Source organism: Ktedonobacter robiniae (genome assembly GCF_016587375.1).
In the GTDB taxonomy this organism is placed as follows: domain Bacteria; phylum Chloroflexota; class Ktedonobacteria; order Ktedonobacterales; family Ktedonobacteraceae; genus Ktedonobacter; species Ktedonobacter robiniae.
On record NZ_BNJG01000001.1, the window covers coordinates 562,274 to 580,413 of the forward strand.

General features: G+C 51.2%; 19 protein-coding genes, 1 tRNA gene and 2 pseudogenes. 11 read left to right on the plus strand and 11 right to left on the minus strand.

Annotated features, from left to right (window positions below; translation table 11 throughout):
- Window positions 1–19: 19 nt before the first annotated feature.
- Window positions 20–451 carry an ester cyclase gene (locus JMJ04_RS02260; RefSeq protein ID WP_201368946.1) on the minus strand — a complete coding sequence of 144 codons (432 nt, stop codon included), beginning with the start codon at window positions 449–451 and terminating at the stop codon, window positions 20–22.
- A gap of 139 nt (window positions 452–590) precedes the next feature.
- On the opposite strand from JMJ04_RS02260, the gene JMJ04_RS02265 reads away from it, so the two are divergent.
- Complete coding sequence (locus JMJ04_RS02265) at window positions 591–1,178, plus strand: TetR/AcrR family transcriptional regulator (RefSeq protein WP_201368947.1); 588 nt, start codon at window positions 591–593, stop codon at window positions 1,176–1,178.
- Between the two features lie 228 nt (window positions 1,179–1,406).
- Here JMJ04_RS02265 and JMJ04_RS02270 read toward each other — a convergent pair.
- A tRNA-Ser gene (locus JMJ04_RS02270) sits at window positions 1,407–1,471 on the minus strand.
- 360 nt (window positions 1,472–1,831) lie between these two features.
- Here JMJ04_RS02270 and JMJ04_RS02275 point away from each other — a divergent pair.
- The 4 genes and pseudogenes from JMJ04_RS02275 to JMJ04_RS48560 form a co-directional block, all read left to right on the plus strand.
- Entirely contained in the window at window positions 1,832–2,059 is a 228-nt protein-coding gene (locus tag JMJ04_RS02275; protein WP_201368948.1) for a hypothetical protein, read from the plus strand.
- A 317-nt stretch (window positions 2,060–2,376) separates the two neighbouring features.
- A pseudogene (locus JMJ04_RS02280) lies at window positions 2,377–3,681 on the plus strand (IS701 family transposase).
- 1 nt (window position 3,682) lies between these two features.
- A complete protein-coding gene (locus JMJ04_RS02285; protein ID WP_236038111.1) occupies window positions 3,683–3,883 on the plus strand; it encodes a hypothetical protein in 201 nt (66 codons plus the stop codon).
- A gap of 77 nt (window positions 3,884–3,960) precedes the next feature.
- Window positions 3,961–4,085 (plus strand): annotated as a pseudogene (locus tag JMJ04_RS48560) (IS3 family transposase); the annotation flags it as partial.
- Window positions 4,086–4,261: 176 nt separating this feature from the next.
- Here JMJ04_RS48560 and JMJ04_RS02290 read toward each other — a convergent pair.
- The 3 genes from JMJ04_RS02290 to JMJ04_RS02300 form a co-directional block, all read right to left on the minus strand.
- Window positions 4,262–5,719: an MgtC/SapB family protein gene (locus JMJ04_RS02290; protein ID WP_201368950.1), complete on the minus strand. Its 1,458-nt coding sequence runs from the start codon at window positions 5,717–5,719 to the stop codon at window positions 4,262–4,264.
- Window positions 5,720–5,812: 93 nt separating this feature from the next.
- Window positions 5,813–6,577 (minus strand): HAD-IIA family hydrolase, encoded by a 765-nt coding sequence (locus tag JMJ04_RS02295; protein ID WP_201368951.1) that lies wholly within the window; start codon window positions 6,575–6,577, stop codon window positions 5,813–5,815.
- Between the two features lie 450 nt (window positions 6,578–7,027).
- A complete protein-coding gene (locus JMJ04_RS02300; RefSeq protein WP_236037889.1) occupies window positions 7,028–8,860 on the minus strand; it encodes a sensor histidine kinase in 1,833 nt (610 codons plus the stop codon).
- Between the two features lie 222 nt (window positions 8,861–9,082).
- Here JMJ04_RS02300 and JMJ04_RS02305 point away from each other — a divergent pair, with 222 nt between their 5' ends.
- Window positions 9,083–9,373 (plus strand): hypothetical protein, encoded by a 291-nt coding sequence (locus JMJ04_RS02305; RefSeq protein WP_201368952.1) that lies wholly within the window; start codon window positions 9,083–9,085, stop codon window positions 9,371–9,373.
- 168 nt (window positions 9,374–9,541) lie between these two features.
- On the opposite strand, the gene JMJ04_RS02310 is transcribed toward JMJ04_RS02305, so the two are convergent.
- Window positions 9,542–10,747: an RNA-guided endonuclease InsQ/TnpB family protein gene (locus JMJ04_RS02310; protein WP_201368953.1), complete on the minus strand. Its 1,206-nt coding sequence runs from the start codon at window positions 10,745–10,747 to the stop codon at window positions 9,542–9,544.
- Between the two features lie 361 nt (window positions 10,748–11,108).
- On the opposite strand from JMJ04_RS02310, the gene JMJ04_RS46365 reads away from it, so the two are divergent.
- The 3 genes from JMJ04_RS46365 to JMJ04_RS02320 all read left to right on the plus strand — a co-directional run bounded on the left by JMJ04_RS46365 (window position 11,109) and on the right by JMJ04_RS02320 (window position 12,118).
- Entirely contained in the window at window positions 11,109–11,471 is a 363-nt protein-coding gene (locus tag JMJ04_RS46365; protein ID WP_236037891.1) for a hypothetical protein, read from the plus strand.
- Complete coding sequence (locus JMJ04_RS46370; RefSeq protein WP_236037892.1) at window positions 11,459–11,677, plus strand: hypothetical protein; 219 nt, start codon at window positions 11,459–11,461, stop codon at window positions 11,675–11,677. The genes JMJ04_RS46365 and JMJ04_RS46370 overlap by 13 nt, the downstream gene beginning before the upstream one ends.
- A gap of 186 nt (window positions 11,678–11,863) precedes the next feature.
- A complete protein-coding gene (locus JMJ04_RS02320) occupies window positions 11,864–12,118 on the plus strand; it encodes a ubiquitin carboxyl-terminal hydrolase 14 (protein ID WP_201368954.1) in 255 nt (84 codons plus the stop codon).
- 124 nt (window positions 12,119–12,242) lie between these two features.
- Here the strand turns inward: JMJ04_RS02320 and JMJ04_RS02325 are convergent, their stop codons facing one another.
- The 3 genes from JMJ04_RS02325 to JMJ04_RS46375 form a co-directional block, all read right to left on the minus strand.
- A complete protein-coding gene (locus JMJ04_RS02325) occupies window positions 12,243–13,397 on the minus strand; it encodes a Kelch repeat-containing protein (RefSeq protein WP_201368955.1) in 1,155 nt (384 codons plus the stop codon).
- Window positions 13,398–13,517: 120 nt separating this feature from the next.
- Complete coding sequence (gene tal, locus JMJ04_RS02330; RefSeq protein WP_201368956.1) at window positions 13,518–14,651, minus strand: transaldolase; 1,134 nt, start codon at window positions 14,649–14,651, stop codon at window positions 13,518–13,520.
- A 98-nt stretch (window positions 14,652–14,749) separates the two neighbouring features.
- The gene (locus JMJ04_RS46375) at window positions 14,750–15,340 is read right to left on the minus strand and encodes a hypothetical protein (RefSeq protein WP_236037893.1); all 591 of its coding nucleotides are present in this window, start codon (window positions 15,338–15,340) and stop codon (window positions 14,750–14,752) included.
- A 359-nt stretch (window positions 15,341–15,699) separates the two neighbouring features.
- Here JMJ04_RS46375 and JMJ04_RS02340 point away from each other — a divergent pair, with 359 nt between their 5' ends.
- Together JMJ04_RS02340 and JMJ04_RS02345 are read left to right on the plus strand one after the other, a co-directional pair.
- Window positions 15,700–15,921 (plus strand): Hsp20/alpha crystallin family protein, encoded by a 222-nt coding sequence (locus JMJ04_RS02340; RefSeq protein WP_201368957.1) that lies wholly within the window; start codon window positions 15,700–15,702, stop codon window positions 15,919–15,921.
- A gap of 2 nt (window positions 15,922–15,923) precedes the next feature.
- Window positions 15,924–16,259 (plus strand): Hsp20/alpha crystallin family protein, encoded by a 336-nt coding sequence (locus tag JMJ04_RS02345; RefSeq protein WP_236038115.1) that lies wholly within the window; start codon window positions 15,924–15,926, stop codon window positions 16,257–16,259.
- A 176-nt stretch (window positions 16,260–16,435) separates the two neighbouring features.
- Here the strand turns inward: JMJ04_RS02345 and JMJ04_RS02350 are convergent, their stop codons facing one another.
- On the minus strand, window positions 16,436–17,122 hold the full coding sequence (locus JMJ04_RS02350) for a BON domain-containing protein (RefSeq protein ID WP_201368958.1): 687 nt from the start codon (window positions 17,120–17,122) through the stop codon (window positions 16,436–16,438).
- A 129-nt stretch (window positions 17,123–17,251) separates the two neighbouring features.
- On the minus strand, window positions 17,252–18,097 hold the full coding sequence (locus JMJ04_RS02355; protein ID WP_201368959.1) for an aldo/keto reductase: 846 nt from the start codon (window positions 18,095–18,097) through the stop codon (window positions 17,252–17,254).
- Between the last annotated feature and the right edge of the window lie 43 nt (window positions 18,098–18,140).

Sequence of the window (18,140 nt, forward strand, 5' to 3'; positions counted from 1 at the left end):
AAAGGTGTGAGACTTTTGGCTAAGCTGGTGGCTCCCCAGGCAGCGCAATGGCCCCCATTTGCGTCAAGAGACTTAAGATGTCCATGAGGATTTGGCTCTCCACCAGTTGCCCCTCAACCACCCGATCAAAGACCATTCCCGTCACCATGATCTGCTTGCCCGTCGCAGGCACGCCAAAAAAGGCACCGCGATGGGTGCCACGCCAGGTAAAGCGGCTGGCGACTGTCTCCCCTTCGGCTACCATTTCATCTACGACCCACTCCAGATCGGGAAAGGCGGCACGAATCATGAGAATGACGGCTTTGAGACCCTCGCGACCTGGCTGTTGACCAGGGAAGGGATCACGTTCGAGGAAGTCAAGGGCTACCACCTCGTCGGCGATGGCCGTTTTGCCGGTATTAATGAAGTTGACAAAACGAGTGAGGACCGCTTTGTTCTGTTCGAGGGACATGGAGTGCTCCTTTCCTTTCGGCAAACAAGGGTGTATCATGATTCTAAACTAAGCATATCTGAGATATTCAGGCTTGTCAATATCATTGAACACCTCTGTTTAGCGAAATGTGGGTAGGCAAGCAAAAGGAAGAGAACCAATGGCGCGCAAATACACGTTACAGCAACGTGCGAAACATCAGGAGGAGACGCGACAGCGCATTATCGAGGCAGCGGTCTGCCTCCATCAGACGGTCGGAGGAGCCAAAGCCTCCATCAGTGTCATTGCGGAGTTAGCAGGCGTCGAACGGCTGACGATCTACCGTCACTTCCCAGATGAGCGTTCGCTTGCAATGGCCTGCACCAGCCATTATCAAGCGCTCAACCCTCCTCCCGATCCTGGCCCCTGGCAAAGCATCCAGGATGACGAACAGCGGCTGAGGAGAGGACTCAGCGAGATTTATGCCTTTCATCGTCGCACCGAGCAGATGTCCCGGCACGCTCTGCATGATATGGAAGAGAAGCCAATCCTGCGTGAAGTGCTTGCTCCCTACTTCGCATATTGGGAGCAGGTCCGGGATCTGTTGGCTTCGGCGTGGGAACCCAAAAACGCACCATGTTCGGCACGGATTCGTGCCGCTATCGGGCATGCCATCAGCTTTCAAACCTGGCGCTCGCTCGTGCGTGAGCAAGGGCTGGAGGACACGGAGGCCATTGAGTTGATGGCAAGGATGCTCCGCTGCCTCTAGGCTCTGTTTATGAATGTTTAAAACAGGCATTATCCAAGCGGGCGTTCTGCTCTTCTGAGGAAATGATCAACGACTAGAAAAAATAACTGGATAGACCCCGAAGCGTACCAACTGGCATTTGATCAATTGTGATCCAAAAACGCATCGTCCCTTTGCTCGCCTCTCGACCGGTCACTTCGTGTAAAGTGGCCTCTCATGGGCTTGCAAAGGGACGATTGATACAAGAAAAGCGGGAGACGAGACTCGAACTCGCGACAGCCTGCTTGGAAGGCAGGTTGGCACAAAATCACCGCTTGCTTCTTATAAAATGGCTCCACGGGCGGGTTTCACGTTACCGCATTCCATGTGAGCACGTCCTGCAAAAATGTTCACAAGCACATTCATCCATGACTACCTGCCTTGACCTGCTGCAAACCTCCGCTGCGCCGTCTCCTTGACGCACAAAAGTGTTCGCCAACTCGCATAGGCAGGTTGGTAGTGACTGAAACTGCTTACGAAGTAACTATAGAACATCCTTTCAGAAAAAACAAGGGAGGCAGGTGTTCTCTGGAGTCTTTGCGATACATTTCATTCATAGTGTTACACATCTTTCTGAAAGTACCAAAACAGGCCAAGCTCTTTTCTAGCGGTTAAATGTTGTCTATTATGAAGATATGCAGCAGCAAACGAATCAACAGGGATCAATGACTGGCATTGGATTTCAGCAAACACCAGTTGTAAAGTACAGTTGTCAAGTGGCGAAACTGACAAAATCAGTGCGAAGCGTCGAAATCGACCATCCTGAACCTGAAGAAATGGCTCCAAAGGCGGATGAAAGCACTCATCAGGTGCAAATTCACAGCAGGATGATCGGGAAATTCCCAACCTATCAAGGAGAATAGCATTAGGCCGCTTTCCGTATGAACGGACCGGAAGACAACGCGAAGCGCTTCGCGTTGTCTTCCGGTCCGTTCATACGGAAAGCGGCTGTTGTCATGAGGAGTGACCCTCAGCCTCACATCAGTTGTTGAAGTAGTGTTGTTCGAGGTCCGGGATCAGTGCAGGGTGCACAGGCCGCCATCCCAAGAGTTCCTGGGTCCGTGCACTCGACCTCGGGACTCTGTACCTGGAGGTGAAACCCAATGTCTCTCATGATCGATAGAACTGCCAGCCGCCTCTTCCAGGCCGACTGGCGGTGCAGGACTTGACCTCGGAAGAGGTGGCTTCCCTGAGCGAAGAACTGCTGGCTTATCATCAGCACTTCGCCCCGTTGTTTTCTCGGCGTGAACAGCGGGAGTGGGCGGATGTCTATTTGCGTGGACTGCTTACGGCGAATGTGCCGCGCAAGAATGTGGAAGCGATGGCCCTGCGCCTGTTGGGAGTGGGGCCGCATGCGGAACGGCAGGTGCGCGCTCTCCAGCAATTCATTGGGGAGGGCAAGTGGGATGATGACGCCCTGCTGGCCGAACATCAGCGCCTGGTGAACGAGACGCTCGGCGAAGAGGATGGGGTCCTGATCGTCGATGGTTCGGACGTTCCCAAACACGGCTCTCATTCAGTAGGAGTCGCTCCCCAGTGGTGCGGAAATACCGGGAAAAAGGAGAACTGCCAGGCGGGCGTCTTTCTGGGCTATGCGAGCCGCAAAGGTGCGACGCTCCTTGATCGGTGTCTCTACCTGCCTGAGTCCTAGTTTGATGAGGATCACCGGACGCTGTGGCAGGGCTGCCAGATTCCCGACAAGATTCCCTTTCAAACCAAGCACGAACTGGCAGCGCAGTTGGTAGAAGGCATTATGGCTTCTGGACGTCTCCAAGCGCAGTGGGTCGTTTGTGACGAGGGATATGGCGACTCCCCTGCCTTCCTGCAACGGCTGGACGCGACGGGGTTGTGGTATTTGGCCGAGGTGCCGCGAGATACCAAGGTGTGGCCACTGCTGGAAATCGATGGGCAAACGCCACGGGATCGTCCGAGCAGTTGGGTTCCACCACAGACTCGTTCGCGCAAAGGACCGGTCCCACAGCGAGAGCGGCTGGGATGCAGCCGCTCAGCCAAAGTGCCGCTGGAGGATCTCGCCAAGCAGTGGCCTGCTTCTCGTTGGCAGCGCTACCGTCTGTTGGAGGGGCACAAAGGCCCGCTGGTCGCTGATTTTCTCGTGCTGCGCGCTATCCTGCCGCTTAATCGGCTGCCAGGCCCTCAGGTCTGGGTGGTGATCCGACGCAAAGTCAGCGGTTCTGCAGAAGAGCCGGAATGGAAATTTTACTTGAGCAACGCTCCGCTGGAGACACCGCTTGCCATGTTTGTGCGGGTGAGCGGGATGCGCTGGCCCATCGAGACCTGTTTTGCCGAATGCAAGGGGGAATTGGGCATGGACCACTACGAGCTGCGGTTCTGGCGCGGGTGGCACCATCACATGACGACGGTCATTCTCGCTCATCATTTCCTGGTTCGTTGGCAACAACGCCTGAACCAGAGAGAGGGGGATCTTGCGCCCAACAACGACACGCCCCTTGCCCACGCCAGGTGAGGTGCCCAGCTTGGACGCGCATGCCTCTCTGCCACTGAGCATCGCCCAGGTGCGCTTGCTCTTGCAGGTTGCCTTGCCTCAACCCGTGCTGGATCTGCCTGCAGCCCTGGCGTTGATCGCGTATCAGCAGCGCCACAACTACGCCGCCTATTGCTCTCATCGCAAGCGGCTTCTTGCCCAATTGCAGGGGCTGCGTTGGTAAAGTCTCGTTGTAATACTAGATCGTAGGGGGAGATTCTTTGTCCTCCACGCTGACTTTTCAGAGGAAATCTGGCCAACTCCTTTGAGCAAAAGCGTCAACTGATCGAACCAGAGCATTCGACACTTAGCATTGTGCGTCAGTGTGAACTCTTGGACCTGGCTCGTTCCAGCGTTACTACTTCTCCGAAAACCCTGAGCGCGAAGCGCTAGTCACGCCAGTGGCGTTGGGTTTCGGAATAAGATTTTAGTATGATGAAACTCCCTCGTTGCATGCACAGTGGCAGGAGAGGTGCTTGTACGGGATGAATGCCGAGGTGCATTCCTATGATCTGACGACGATATTATTCTGGAATCGAGAGTGGCATCGGGATTATCCATCTTAGCCCAGGTGCATTTCCAAGAAAATCGCTATTAAGCCGGCTGCTATGATGGGAAGGGTGAGGAGAAGGATGCGAAAGCTGATGCTAGACTTGTGCGTCACCACCCAGAAGATGGCTACATTCTCTAACAAGCCAACAAGCGTTGCCAGAAACATCGCGATTGCAGCAGGATAACTGGCGAGAGTACCTCGCGCCAATTCCTGTCCAACCAGCACAGAAGATGAGGCAGCACTGGCCAGGGCTCCTACAACGATAACAATCAGAAAACCTAGTGAGCCAAAGAGAAGCTTGCCCAATCCGCTCAAGATAGTCAGAAGCAGGAAAAGCAGGCCAAAACTCAAGACCGAACGCAGCAAGAGTGGTGAACGAAGAAACTGCTTCTGTATTCCGCCTGAAGGTTGCCCATCGTTCCCTGGCGTGTTTGATGCGCCATCTGTCTGCTCAGGGGGTCGTGACTGTTCATTGTCCAGCGTTTGGGTTGAAATTTGCTGGACTGTCTTCAGTGGTTGTGGAAAAACACCTGATGGTTTCTTCTCGTGCCTTTCCCCGGAGTCTTGTCGTGGGACGGTCGAGAATCGTCGATGAAAGGGATAGAGCTTGCTCTTATGAGCCTCCGCCATAGAACTAGCGGCTACGCCTGCGGCGACCAGCATCATCGGGACCAGCACAACAATAGTTGGGAATGCTGGTTGAATACCGTGTGGGAGAACAAAGAGAAGGACCAACGCCCAGTTGCGCAAAATCATTGCTGTGTCAGCGAGCAGCATATTTCCTGGCGCTTCGCGTTCAGTGTCAATGTCAACCTTTGCCTCTTGTCCCAGGAGAATAGCGGTTGCTGCGCTATTTATCAGGCCTCCAAGGAGCGCGCTATAGTATATTCCGCGATTCCCTAACTGACGAAGCAGAATATAGTTGAGAAATTGCAAACCTGAGACCAGAATGACCGTCAGCCAAACTGAGCGCAGATCCAAGATGTGCCAGGGATCGAGAGGCTGCTTAGGGAGGAGGGGATAGACGACTGCGGTAATAAAAGCAAGGAGGAGCGCTCCGCGAATCTCGGCCACGGTAAGTTTGCTGGTAAATGTGACCAGTTCTGTTTTCCAGGAGAGGAGGGCGGTGATGGCAATAGCACAAGCAAAAGCGAGAAAATAGTTGCCCATGCCGACGAGCATGCCCAGGAGATCTGTGGCTGCCAGAGCGAGAGAAGTTGTAATCTCTGCTGAGTGTTCTTTCCACAGACTATAGATATTGAGGAAAATAATCGCCAGAAGCACCGTACTCCATTGCACAAAAGCCAGTGTAGGGGTGATCAGCCAGGTAATCGTGCCAAGCAGTGCCGTGATGGCAAAGGTACGTACACCCGCCTCTTTATGTGCCCACTGGCGTTCCAGGCCAATACAGAGGCCAATCGCAACTCCAGCCGTAATCTTTAGAGCCAACTCGAGCGGTGTGTTCATATGTTCCTCTGATTCTTGCGGGATGGATTGTGTGGTCGCTTGGCGGAAATGAAGACCTGAAAAGATGCGAAGAGGCACCGGCATGGATGCCTCTTATACTTCCACATCCGCAATTGACTCACATACCCAGGTCGGACAATAGGGAAAGCGTCCCACTTGTTCTCGGCTGGTAACGCCGCTAAGCACAAGGATGGTCTTCATGCCGCTCTCAATCCCGGCGATGATGTCAGTCTCCATGTTATCTCCAATTATCACCGAATCCTCGGAGTGGATGTTCAGGGTGTGCAGGGCCATCCGCATCATCAGCGGATTCGGTTTGCCGATGTAGTACGGCTTGGCGCCTGTCGCTGCACTGATCAATGCCGCCACGGAGCCAGTTCCTGGGACGACGCCTCCTTCACCTGGACCCACAACATCAGGATTGGTCGCGATAAAATGCGCACCGGTATTGATGAAGCGAATGGCTCTCGTAATACGTCCGAAACTATAGGTACTAGTATTGCCCAGGATTACATACTCTGGTTCCCGATCAATGAGCACGTAGCCAATGTCATGCAGTGGCGTCGTTAGCCCCGCTTCACCAATGACGTACGCGCGCCCACCAGGCTGCTGAGATTGAAGGAATTGTGCAGTCGCCAGGGCGGAAGTAAAAATCGCTTCCGAAGGTACATTCAGCCCCAGATAGGAAAGCCGCACCTGGAGATCGCGCGGCGTGTATAAAGAGTTATTAGTGAGAATTAAATACGGAATTCCTTGATCTTGGAGACGCCGTATAAACTCTGCCGCCCCGGGTATCAAGGCATCTCCTTGCACAATTACCCCATCCATATCTAGTAAGTAATTTTTAATATCTTTCATGCTCTTTCCTCATTGGAGCCACAGACAACTCTTAGAAGTAAGAGATACGGCAGCAGTATGATCTAGCCAGTATTCAGCGTCTCCTCAGGCAAAAAGATATAATTTGGCAGGTGAGTCTGTAATTATCCATGCCATACTACCGATACCCATAATGGGTCAGAGCCTATTCTTATTATTCGCTGGCAACAAAGCTGTAGAGCATTTCCCCTTACTGGATCAGGTATCGATGGCTCTATCAATCTACTTCACAACATCAAAGCTCTTTGGCTCGGATGGAGTTTTCAGCAAGCGCAAGCCGGCTGAGAAGCCCACGGCTTTGCAGACGGAATTCTGATTCCAAATCTCGTGGCCGTGGGGAGTCGTTACCCATATATCAGGCTTATACCTCAGAAAAAGCGCCGCTACTACTACGAGCCCCTACCCGAAAGCGAGGATAATAGGAGGCATTTTCTAGTGGGACGGATCCAGTTTATCAGCAGAAGACTCGACGATTGGCAGTGTAAACCAGAATGTTGTGCCATGACCTGGATCACTTTGCATGCCAACGTGCCCATGCTGATCCTCAATAAAGGCCTTGCAAATGTAGAGTTCCAGGCCTAAGCTAAGATCTAATTCATGTTGTACCGCAACCCCCTGCGTGCGATAAAATCGATCCCATACGTGCTCTTGCTCCTGTAGCGAAATACCAGCCCCGTAACTATGTACTGAAACACGTGCCAATGCGCCCTCTCTCGCGACTTGAGTACGCACGGGGAAATCTCTTGGTGAATAGGTAAGGGCATTCTTCAGGTAAATGATAAGCACCCGACGAATACTTTTCTCGTCAGCGATAACGGGGATGACTTCGCTAGAAGGCATAATTTCTAGAAGAATCTTATGATCTAGTATCCGCTCCTGCTGCTCTCGTATAGTTTCTTGAACAATCTGAGTCAGATTACATAATTTCATGTGCAACATAAGCGTATTGGTCTGAATACGAGTATCATCTATCATGTTTTGGATCATCCTCTCTTGCAAATGCGCACTTTGTGCAGCTTGCTCTAAGGGCTGGCGAAGGTACTCCAATCTCTGTGCGAGTATCTTTGGATGATCCCTAGCTTGACGTTGTAAAACATCTAAACGATGCAGAGCTAACTGGAGATTGCCGATAATGGCGGTTAGAGGCGTTCTTAATTCATGGCTGGCAAGATACAGAAATTCATTAATGATTTTATCTGCTTCCTGGCGCATGAGTGCTTTGCCACGCGTTCCATTCAGTTGATTCAACGCACTGACACACTCAATCACAAATACTATCAAAGTTGCAACAGATTTCGCTAACGTGATCTCTTCAGGAGTATAGGCGTTGTCAGAATCGCTTCTGGCTATAAACAGAATTCCCGCTAACTGTTTGTCAACAAAAAGGGGGACATGCAGTGTCAACAAACCACTCCTATCAGAGCGCTCATAAAATGGGAGATGGATACGCGAGTATGGCAAAATGACAACCTCACCTGAATATAGTTTGGCTCTAATCTGCTCGTCACAGAAGTCAGCAAGAGTGTAACGCCCACTGTTCTCACGCCGAATCTGTTCTTGCTCCGGCTCCAGTCCGCTCACAGCAACGTAATAGAGGTGATCCTCAGGCGGCCTGAGAGAGAGAAGCATAACCAACTTACAGTGTAGTATCTCAAGCACCAGGTTAGTCAATTGCTGCCCAATATAATGCATACTTGGAGGAAGCAGGAATGGCCCTTGCTCCTCGCGTGGGAGAAGATCAACAATAGTAGGAAGATAGGTGATTGCAGTGAGCAAAGAAAGCAACGCCTGCAGGGATTGATTGCTTTTTTGATATTGTAGTTCTTTTTGACGAAGCTCTGTCATATCGTGAAAGACGTGGATCATTCCTCTCTTTTGCTTCCTCTGATCGAAAATAGGCACAGAACGAACTTGCACATATGCCTTCCGCCCTGAAGGAGTTTTGATAGATATAGTGTGCATGTCACCAGCATCAGAGGTTTGATCTTCATTATGAATGACATAATGGGAGAGGAAGTGGTTATAGTCTGTTCCGAGATAGGATGTTTCTCCAGAAATTTCAAACATTGCCAGCGCTGCAGGATTGATTAGCACAATCACATTATCAGGGTCACAAATAATAATGCCATCGGCGATTGATGTGACGGCGGCCTTGAGTAAACTCATTGGCGCAACAATCTTAGATCGTTTCTGCTTTGATATAGCGTTGCAATCGTTATGCTGGTAACCCTTGCCCACTTGAAGCCCCATTCTGCTTTCGCTCATTCAGCGTAGCCATCTTTTATGAAATGAATGAACCTCTTTCTATACGCTGTGTTAATAAATGATGCATTGTACAGTGTATGGAGAAAAAGCCAAGAGCTTTCTCCTTCCAGTGTGAACTTCCTACAAAAACGGGGCAATCGTTATTAGCAACTGTATTTTGCTGCTGTCAATCCCAGTGTTTTTTCTTTTGCATAGGCTGGTGATAGAAGGGAGCTGAGACAGATGAACTACGCATTGATCAACTTACAAAAAATACGGGCTATCGTTAATGCTCTAGCACAATACGCGGATACGGTTGATTCGCTAGAAACAAATATCAAATTGATGACTCAAGGGCCTCCTTCCGAAGACATGTTCGCATCCGCTGAACATGACCTGGAAGGCATGGAAGTGACATTTCGCGAGGCTGAAAAGCTCGCTAGAACCATTCGGGAAGAAATCGACGAACAACATTGGAGAGTAAAAAAGATCAAAGAGAAAAAGGAAAAAGATAGGAATAAGAACCAGGCTTAAGCCCGGTTCTTATTCCTATCCACATTTACCACTACACAACCCATAACACTCTCCCCTATTGCAATTAATGCACTTTCACGTCTATACGACGGCATTGATCGCCGCCAGGAGAGTTTGAAGATATAAACACCTTCGTAACGTAGACCATTAGTGACTTCTCCGCGAGGGCTAAAGCCCTGCGGCTTCTCGTAAGTACACTTCTTCCTTACGAGCTACATCAGCATGCGGCATATAGCGCATCCCGATGGGGGTAGCCATACCAACCCCAACTACGTGAGAGTGGCCAAAGGTCTCACGATACTTGGCTCTGATATTAAAAGCTCCTACAACGTCGCGATGGCCTTTCCACTTGCAGTCTTTCTTGGTGCACTGAAAGTTCCTTCCTTCGGGTGGACGCTTGCGCCGTTTGCCACAGACCGGACACGTTTTACTGGTATAGGTCTCTTCATGCAATTCAACTCCCATGCCGATCCGTTCAGCCTTATAGGTGAGCTTGTGGCGAATGGAACCAAAGGACCATTGATGGAGCTTTTGATTATTCTTGGTGCCGACATCCAGATCTTGCCTGATCGAGCGTACATCACCTATAACCAGCGTTTGCACCCCGTCTCTGTGGAGGGTGGAAATCAGTCTGCTCGTCGATTGGTGCTCGATCTCTTTGATTTGATTTTTGAGTTTCTTGAGTTGTTTCTGCTTGGATCTGATCAGTTTTTTACGACGACGCGAGCCTTTCTTCTTCGCATCGATCTTCTTATTGAGCTTTGCTATCAGCTTGTTGCGATATTGCCGCTTAGACCTCAAGAGACGCCCATTGAGGATGTACGCCTGCTCGCCATCATGTGAAACGGCCATATGCACCTCGCCTAAGTCGATGCCGGCGATCTTCTTGCCGGTTTCTGGCACGGGAAAACAACACGGCTCATAGGTGGCAATGGCTTCGTACTGGGTCCCTGTCCAGCGAATCACCAGTGTTTGCGGCAGCGTCCAAGGCCAATCAAGCACTAATGGCTCGTTGCCCTTGCCGTTGGAGAGAATGAGTGTGTTCTCTTTCATGCTCATGGCACTGTGCTTGTACTCCACCCGGAAGTACCATTTTCTGCGCCGTGGGGGTTTGGCGGTTGGATCAGTCTTGCGGCGCTTTCTCCAACTCTTGAGTGAAGCAAAGAATGCTTGCACGCACGCATCAGCCGTATGGGCATGCAGCTTAGTAGAGGTGTGCCAGCGCATCAGATGTTTCGGGTTGAGCCAGATGCCCTTCTTACGGACGGTTCGCCAGAAAGAAACGAGGGTTGCGGTATAGACCTCGCCGCAAGCATGAGCCAACTCATCGAGTTGTGGGGTCTTGCCGATGGTGACTCGTTTGATCTGATACATCCACATCTCCTTATGCCAATTCGTTGCTCGTATTCTAGCAGAAGTAGAACATCTTTTCGACAAGCAGGGGCTAAAGCCACAAACGCCTAACTACGAGGGATAAATCCCTGTAGCTTGCGGCGGGCTAAAGCCCTCATCTGTCAGGAGTTACGCACAAAGAATATATTCTAACCCAAGTCTATGGCAGTGTTTGATTAGCTGATCCTCATACCCAAATTATTCTCATCTACGACGAATTACTATTTTTGACTTGCCGCTTGTCACACCTTTCTCCATGGCCATTCGTGTTGATGTCAGGAGGTATGTCTTCTACACAACAAATCTTGTGAAGACGTTGTACAGTGCGGAAGCGGGGTGCTTCATGATTGCAGCAAGTGACATCACCAAGGGAGTCACTATCCAGGTCGAAGGCGAACCCTATACGGTTGTCAATTTGGAGAAGGTTACCAGGGCGCAAGTTGATCCGGACATAAAGGTAAAGTTGCGCCACATACGTACACATGAATTGATCGAGCGAACCCTGGATGCGCATTATCCAGTAGATATCGTCCCGATTGATCGCCTTGCCGTCGTCTTTACCCATTGGGATGGTGAGTTCTACCACTTCGCAGACATCGGTTCCGACAATCCCGACGATCCAGATGAGTTTCAACTCCCACCAGACATGCTGGGGAATGCGGCCAATTCATCGTTGATGATCTGGAACTCAAGATGCTGCTGCTAAACAGCGAGCCGGTTGGCGTTGAATTACCGTCCTCGGTCATCATGCGTGTGAAAAGAGTTGACATGGTTGGGCGTTTCTGGCGCGCCATCATGGAGGGGCCCGCGAGACTTGAAACGGGCCTGGCTGTCATGGTTCCCCCTATCGTCTCTCCAGGTGACCGCATCCGCGTCAACACGGAAAACGGAGAATACATGGAGCGCGTCTAAGAGATACACACATCGACTCCATCTCCAGGGTTCAGGCAACTTAGTCCAGTTGCCTGAACCCTCCTCGCTGCCAAACATCCTGAAATGATGCCTGGAGAGCAGATTACATCATTGATTTATTGCAGCCTTAGTATGGTCGATAGCATACTTCCGTCCCCTCATACAGTTTCTAAGGAGAGCAAAGATATGATTGCTTGTACACATCTTGATCTAGTACGAGATGTCGAGCCTCGCTCACGAGGGTGTGAAGAGTGTTTGCAAATGGGAGATACATGGGTGCACCTACGCGAATGCCTCATCTGCGGTCATGTTGGTTGCTGCGATTCTTCAAAGAACAAGCACGCAACGAAGCATTTTCACAAGACATTACATCCCATCATACGCTCCCTGGAACCCGGAGAAGACTGGCGCTGGTGTTACATAGACGAGGTGCTTTTCTAGGAGAGCCGGGTTACATCAAAGCCAGGCACCTCTAAAACCTACCATAGCTCCCACCCAGGACGAGAAGGAGGCATGCAGGCTTATCAAACACATTGTGCCTGCCAATCAGTGCATGGGGCACATCTTAACAGGGCATAACGAAGATAAACCTCTCGACTGAAGCAAGGACCTTTCTGCTGGAAAATTGAATCCCGCCTGTAATGAGAACTGTTCCGTCTTGCAGGAGGGTCGCGGTGTGGCAGCTGCGTGCTTCGTTCATATCGCCACCATTTGTCCAGCTTCCGTCCAGGGGGGAGCTATCAGGTAGCATTTGATAAAGTTCCGCTGAACGAAGACTTCTAACATCAGTTGGTGACCCTTTAGAGGTCGTAAAGTAGTTTCCTCCAGCGACCAGTACAACTCCTTCCTGGAGCAGGGTGCTGGTATGCCTATGGCGCCGCTGCTGCATACTGGCGGTCTGCTGCAGTTTGTGAGTAATAGGATAGTAGCGCTCCGCGACTGGAGTATCTGCGTGCTCAAAGAAACCAGCTAGCGCATTGGCGCTTAATCTAGTGCCCCCGCCAGCCAGGAGGACAGTGCCATCGGGCAGGAGAGTAGCGGTATGCCAGGCGCGAGCATACTTGAGCGGCAATGTATCATCCAGGGCGTCATGCACCGGATCATAGAGGTTAGACGCAAAGACAGGATTCTCCGCCTTGCCGATGAAATTCGAGCCGCTGAACAGAAGCATATACGTGTCTGCAAGCAGTGTACCGGTCCCAGCATAGCGGCAGTTACCCTTTGCCTTCTGGTGCCACGTTTCGGTAATAGGGTCAAACCACTCGACCAGGTCGAGGCTAATCGCAGGTTCACCGACGACCCCGCCGTTGCCGTTGGCGACGAAAACCTCCCCACCAGGAAGAAGCGTGGCGGCGTGTTCTGCATGAGCGCTAATCATGTTTGGAACTCTCTCCCAGGTGTTGGTAGTAGGGGAGAATAACTCAGCAGATGCAAGGACCGGGATCCCCACACCAAATTGTGCCGCCTCGTATCCACCGGCAACGAGAACCTGCCCATCTTGCAAGAGCGTCGCCGTATGACCCCAACGTGGGTCGTTCATCGACCCAGTATGCGTCCATTCGAGCGTCTGAGGGTCAAAGATCTCGGCGGTTGACCTGGTTAGCCCCACATCCAGCCCGTTCCCGCCAGCAACTAAGACTCGGCCATCTTGCAAGAGTGTCGCCGTATGGCCCCAGCGTGTCTCATTCATTCTGCTGACTGTTTCCCAAAAGCCTATCATAACAGCTCTCCTTCTCGTTTCTTCGCTTCTATCGAGGAAAATGGATTGAACTACCTATCGACCAGTGTTCAAAAATAGACCCGCTCATACTAGCCAGCAACAATATCCGCAAGCCCTCATTCACGGCCGCTCCATTACACTTTGTTTGTCTTGAGTTCCTTTATACATTGCACAGTACGAAGCAGCAAACTTCTGTATGCCCTCCTCTTGGAGTTGCTGTGTGACCTTCTCATAAGAGATGCCTATCTGCTCCAGCGATGTAAGTACATTGCTCGCCTGGGCAAGATCCCGCTCGATACTTAAATGCACTTCCCCATGATCACGGAAGTGCGCTATAGTTTCCAGCGGCATGGTATCTACGGTGTTCGGCCCGATCAGTTCTTCCGCATACAAAACATCGCGATATGCGGGGTTCTTCGTACTGGTACTGGCCCACAGTGGGCGCTGCATCTTTCCTCCTGCTCGCGCAAGCGAGGCAAAACGTGCTGAACTAAACACCTGTCTGAACTCCTGATAGACCAGACGCGCGTTCGCAATTGCAGCTTTCCCGCTCAATGTGGCGATTTTGTGCTGCTCTAAGGGATCTCGTGTGTTTTTGATCTTCTCTTCAAGCAATGAATCAATCAGCACATCCAAGCGGCTGACAAAGAAGCTAGCAACGGATGCGAGGTGTTTTATATCCAGGCCTCGCTGCAGACGAATCTCTAAGGCGCTCACATAGGCTTCCGCCACCCGGCGATAATTCTCCAGAGAGAAGATAAGTGTCACATTGACATTGATGCCCCCTGTCAACGCCTGCTGAAGTGCCGCAATACCCTGTGGAGTTCCTGGTATTTTAATCATGAGGTTTGGACGCGCAATCATGTTCCAATACCGACGTGTTTCCTCAAGCGTTCTCGCGGTATTGTGAGCAAGTTCAGGCGAGACTTCCAGGCTGACATATCCATCCTGTCCACCCGTTGACTCATAGATGGGATACAGCATCTCGGCCACTGTACAAACATCGGTTGTCACCAACGTGTCACAAATATCTTTGGCGCTTTTACCCTCATGTATCAGTTGATGCATCTGCTCATCATAGGCATGCCCTGCGCGTATGGCTTTCTCAAAGGTCGTGGGATTGGCTGTCACTCCTACAACGCCGTCTTCCTCAAGGAGACGGTGAAGTTGTCCAGACTTGATCTGGGCACGATCAATATTGTCATACCACAGGCTTTGTCCCAATGGCCTCAATTGAAGTAATGGATTGCTCATAGCCTCATCCTCTTTTCTGCTTGCTGGACTCTGTCCAAATAAACACGTAGCTCGCTTGTTAGGCGTTTCTCCAAAAAGAGCTTCAGAGTATCAGACTCTCACTTTCCCAAGAAGCGCTGGGTGAAGGTCGCAATAAAGCTGACCTCGATCAACAGACCCAATACTGCTTCTATGGCAGCCAGTCGTGCGAAGGCATCTCCTAATGACATGTTTTGCAGCAAGAAGCCACGCCCATGAAAACAGACCACGCTCAAAACGAGTGCCTCTTCCCAGCTAAGATGAGCAGAGGGGGTGAATAGATAGAGACAAGTGAAGCAGAAGATAACGATGAGATAGGCAAGCAGGCTCCTTCCAGGCTTGTACCCGTAGCCTGCGAGCAGGTCAAGGCAGGTTGGGAAATAGAACTGCCCTCCGCCAGCCATGGGATATGCGGCCGCAAGCTCAGTATAAGCAAGGCCGACCATGACATAAACCAACCCTGAAGAGAGAAACGCAACGTTTGCCGCACCCTGGGCCGCCACCATCACGAGGCCTAAGGCCACATACACATCAACCTCGACATCCGCATAGCCCCAGGTATAGGAACCCCAGACTCCAACAGCGCGGCGCAGATTGGGGCTTTCTTGGGGGGTCCCAGTGGCGGTGGTATTGTTCAGTTGAGCTGTCTCTTGCGCCTCTTTGCCGATCATAAATAAACCTCAAATACAAACGATAATACTAATAATGCATTCAAAGTATTTTATTAGTATATCACCTTGGTTTATAAAAATGAACTGAAGAATAACTCAAAATCGAAACAGACACCGTTTGGAGGTAGTAGTCAGGTAGCATCGTAATGAAAGGGGCATAGTGGAGACATGTGCCAGAGATGTTACATATCCTTTTCTCCAAAACGTAGTTTCCATAGAACGAAACACAAGAGAAAGCTCGACATCAGTTTTCCTTGAACAAGCAAGAGGCAGAAACTATTCGAGCCTATCTCATTCGTTCTTACGTACCAAGGTGAAGTGCAGGAGATTGAAAGAAAAGGAAGGAAAAGGTTTATCCTATGCTCATTCGCTCAGATCCACTGCGCGGGGTGGCAAGTTTACGTCAGGCCATGGATGATGTGCTTGAGCAAAGTCTTGTGCGTCACGGATGGCCGGAAACCTTGCCACAAATGCTTCCTCCTATGGATGTGGAAGAAACTGACCGGGGCTATCACATTCGCTTGTCCGTTCCAGGTTTAACCCAGAAAACCTTGAGGTCATTGCACAGCCAAACACACTGACTATTCGAGGAGAGGTTAAGCAGGAAGAAACAGAACGGCAGAAACGAAAGAATTTGCTGAGACGAGAAATTCGTACAGAAGCGTTTGAGCGCAACGTCACATTTGATCGCCCACTTGATCCTGATAATATCACCGTTTCCTACGACGAGAACGGCATCTTGGAATTAGACATTCCTGCGCGCGAAGAGGCAAGAGCACGTCACATCAGTGTTACCAGTACCAAGCAAGCAAAAGCTATGGGGGCAGGTCAAACTGAGCAGGCAGCACAAGGTGGACAAACGACGCAGCAGCAAGCACAAGGTGGACAAACGACGCAGCAGCAACGTGGACAGGGGTGAGGCTTTAGTTAAAGCGGTGTGGAAATGCGCAGGCATTTCCACATCACCATCTCATACCTATGTGAGGCACAATTTGTCTTGCTCAAGGTGATAGAGCTGTTCTCAGTAGGCCGCTGTTAGGGGGACTCTCGTCTTATACCCCTGCATAGCAACAATATGGGGTTTCTGACAGGATCTTATCCGGTAACGGGCTCCAAGGCGGGATCAACCTCGATCCGGTTTTCAACTTCGGTGACACCGGGAGCTGACCATGCGCTCTCTTCCGCTACCAGTTTCTCCATATTGGAATGTACCTTCCCGTGGAGGATAACCTTGCTACCCTGAACTTCGACCGTAATATGCTTTGCGTCCGTCTCCGCATTGCGAACAAGGGCTTCCTCGATTTTTAACTTCAGGTCACCTGGTATCGGATGAGGTTTGACCGTGAGAAGATTGTTGATGCCCTTGACCCCTGGTATGCGCTGAACAACATGTTCGGCTTCTCTCTTCTGGAAGTTGTACTCGACCTCACCCTTAAGCGTTACCCGGCCGTTGCTTACCGTCACATCCAGGTCATCAATCGGAACGGGTGCATGCCATGCAAGGGCATCTCTTACAAGTTTAGTGAGGTCATCATCGGTGCGCTGAGCGGAACTGGCCAGGCGAACCTCAATTTCATTGACGACATCCCTGACTCCGCGAACGCGGCGAGCAGCGGCCTCGGCAGCAACCTTTTGCACATATGAATCGACCCAGCCCAGCAACGTGACGACCCCATCCCTGGTAATGACGCCGATTTCGTTTGCGCGGACACGTGGCTCCCACCTCAATTCATTCAGCACATCCTCTTGAATTTCTTCATCAGTATGTGGGCTAATCGCCATGGTGTGTGCCTCTTTCTCCTATTTTCACCGTAGAGTCTTCAACACCTACCGTTTCCATTCTATCAAACAATAGTTTCAACCTGATCCTGGTGCAGCCTTCAATGCTTGCCATGCATGTCATGATCCGCATTAGAGCATCTCAAGCGGCCGCTTCGAGGTTGGCGGTGGAAACGCGCTGTCGAGGATAGCAAGCTCTTGTTTCGAGAGGAAGATTTTGAGCGCTCCGCAGTTCTCCTGGGTGTGCTCTGGTGTACTGGCTTTGGGAATAGCATTCACTCCATCAAGCCGGATTACCCAGGCAATTGCCAGCTGAGTCGGCGTCACTCCGTGACTGGCAGCTACTCTCTGAAGCACGGGATGATTAAGCAGTCGACCCTGCTCAATCGGCGAGTAGGCCATGATTGGAAGATTACGCGCACGACACCAGGGCAACAGGTCATACTCGATACCACGCCGAGTGAGGTTGTAGAGTACCTGGTCGGTCGCGACGTCTGCACCATTGCGCGTGATAACAAGTTCTTCCATATCGAAGACATCGAAGTTACTGACGCCCCAGTGGCGAATTTTACCGACACGGGCTAAATCAGCGAAGGCACCGAGCGTCTCTCTCACTGGCACAAGGCCGCGCCAGTGTAGCAGATAGAGGTCAATGCGGTCTGTTCCGAGACGCATCAGGCTACCCTCGCAGGCCGCGATTGTCCCGCCCCGTGTTGCATGCTCTGGCAACACCTTGCTGACCAGAAAAACCTCGTCGCGCCGCCCGGCAATCGCCTCGCCAACAAGTTCTTCAGCAGCACCATCAGCGTACATTTCAGCTGTATCTATCAGTATCATACCGAGATCGAGGCCAAGGCGTAATGCCGCGATCTCGTCATCTCGATGTCGCGCGTCTTCCGCCATGCCCCAGGTCCCCTGTCCAAGCACTGGAATTGCCTCCCCGGAGGGAAGCTTTATCGTGCGCATGGCAACAGACATGGTAATTCTCCTTTGGCTGGTAGACAAACTTCGCTAAGGCACT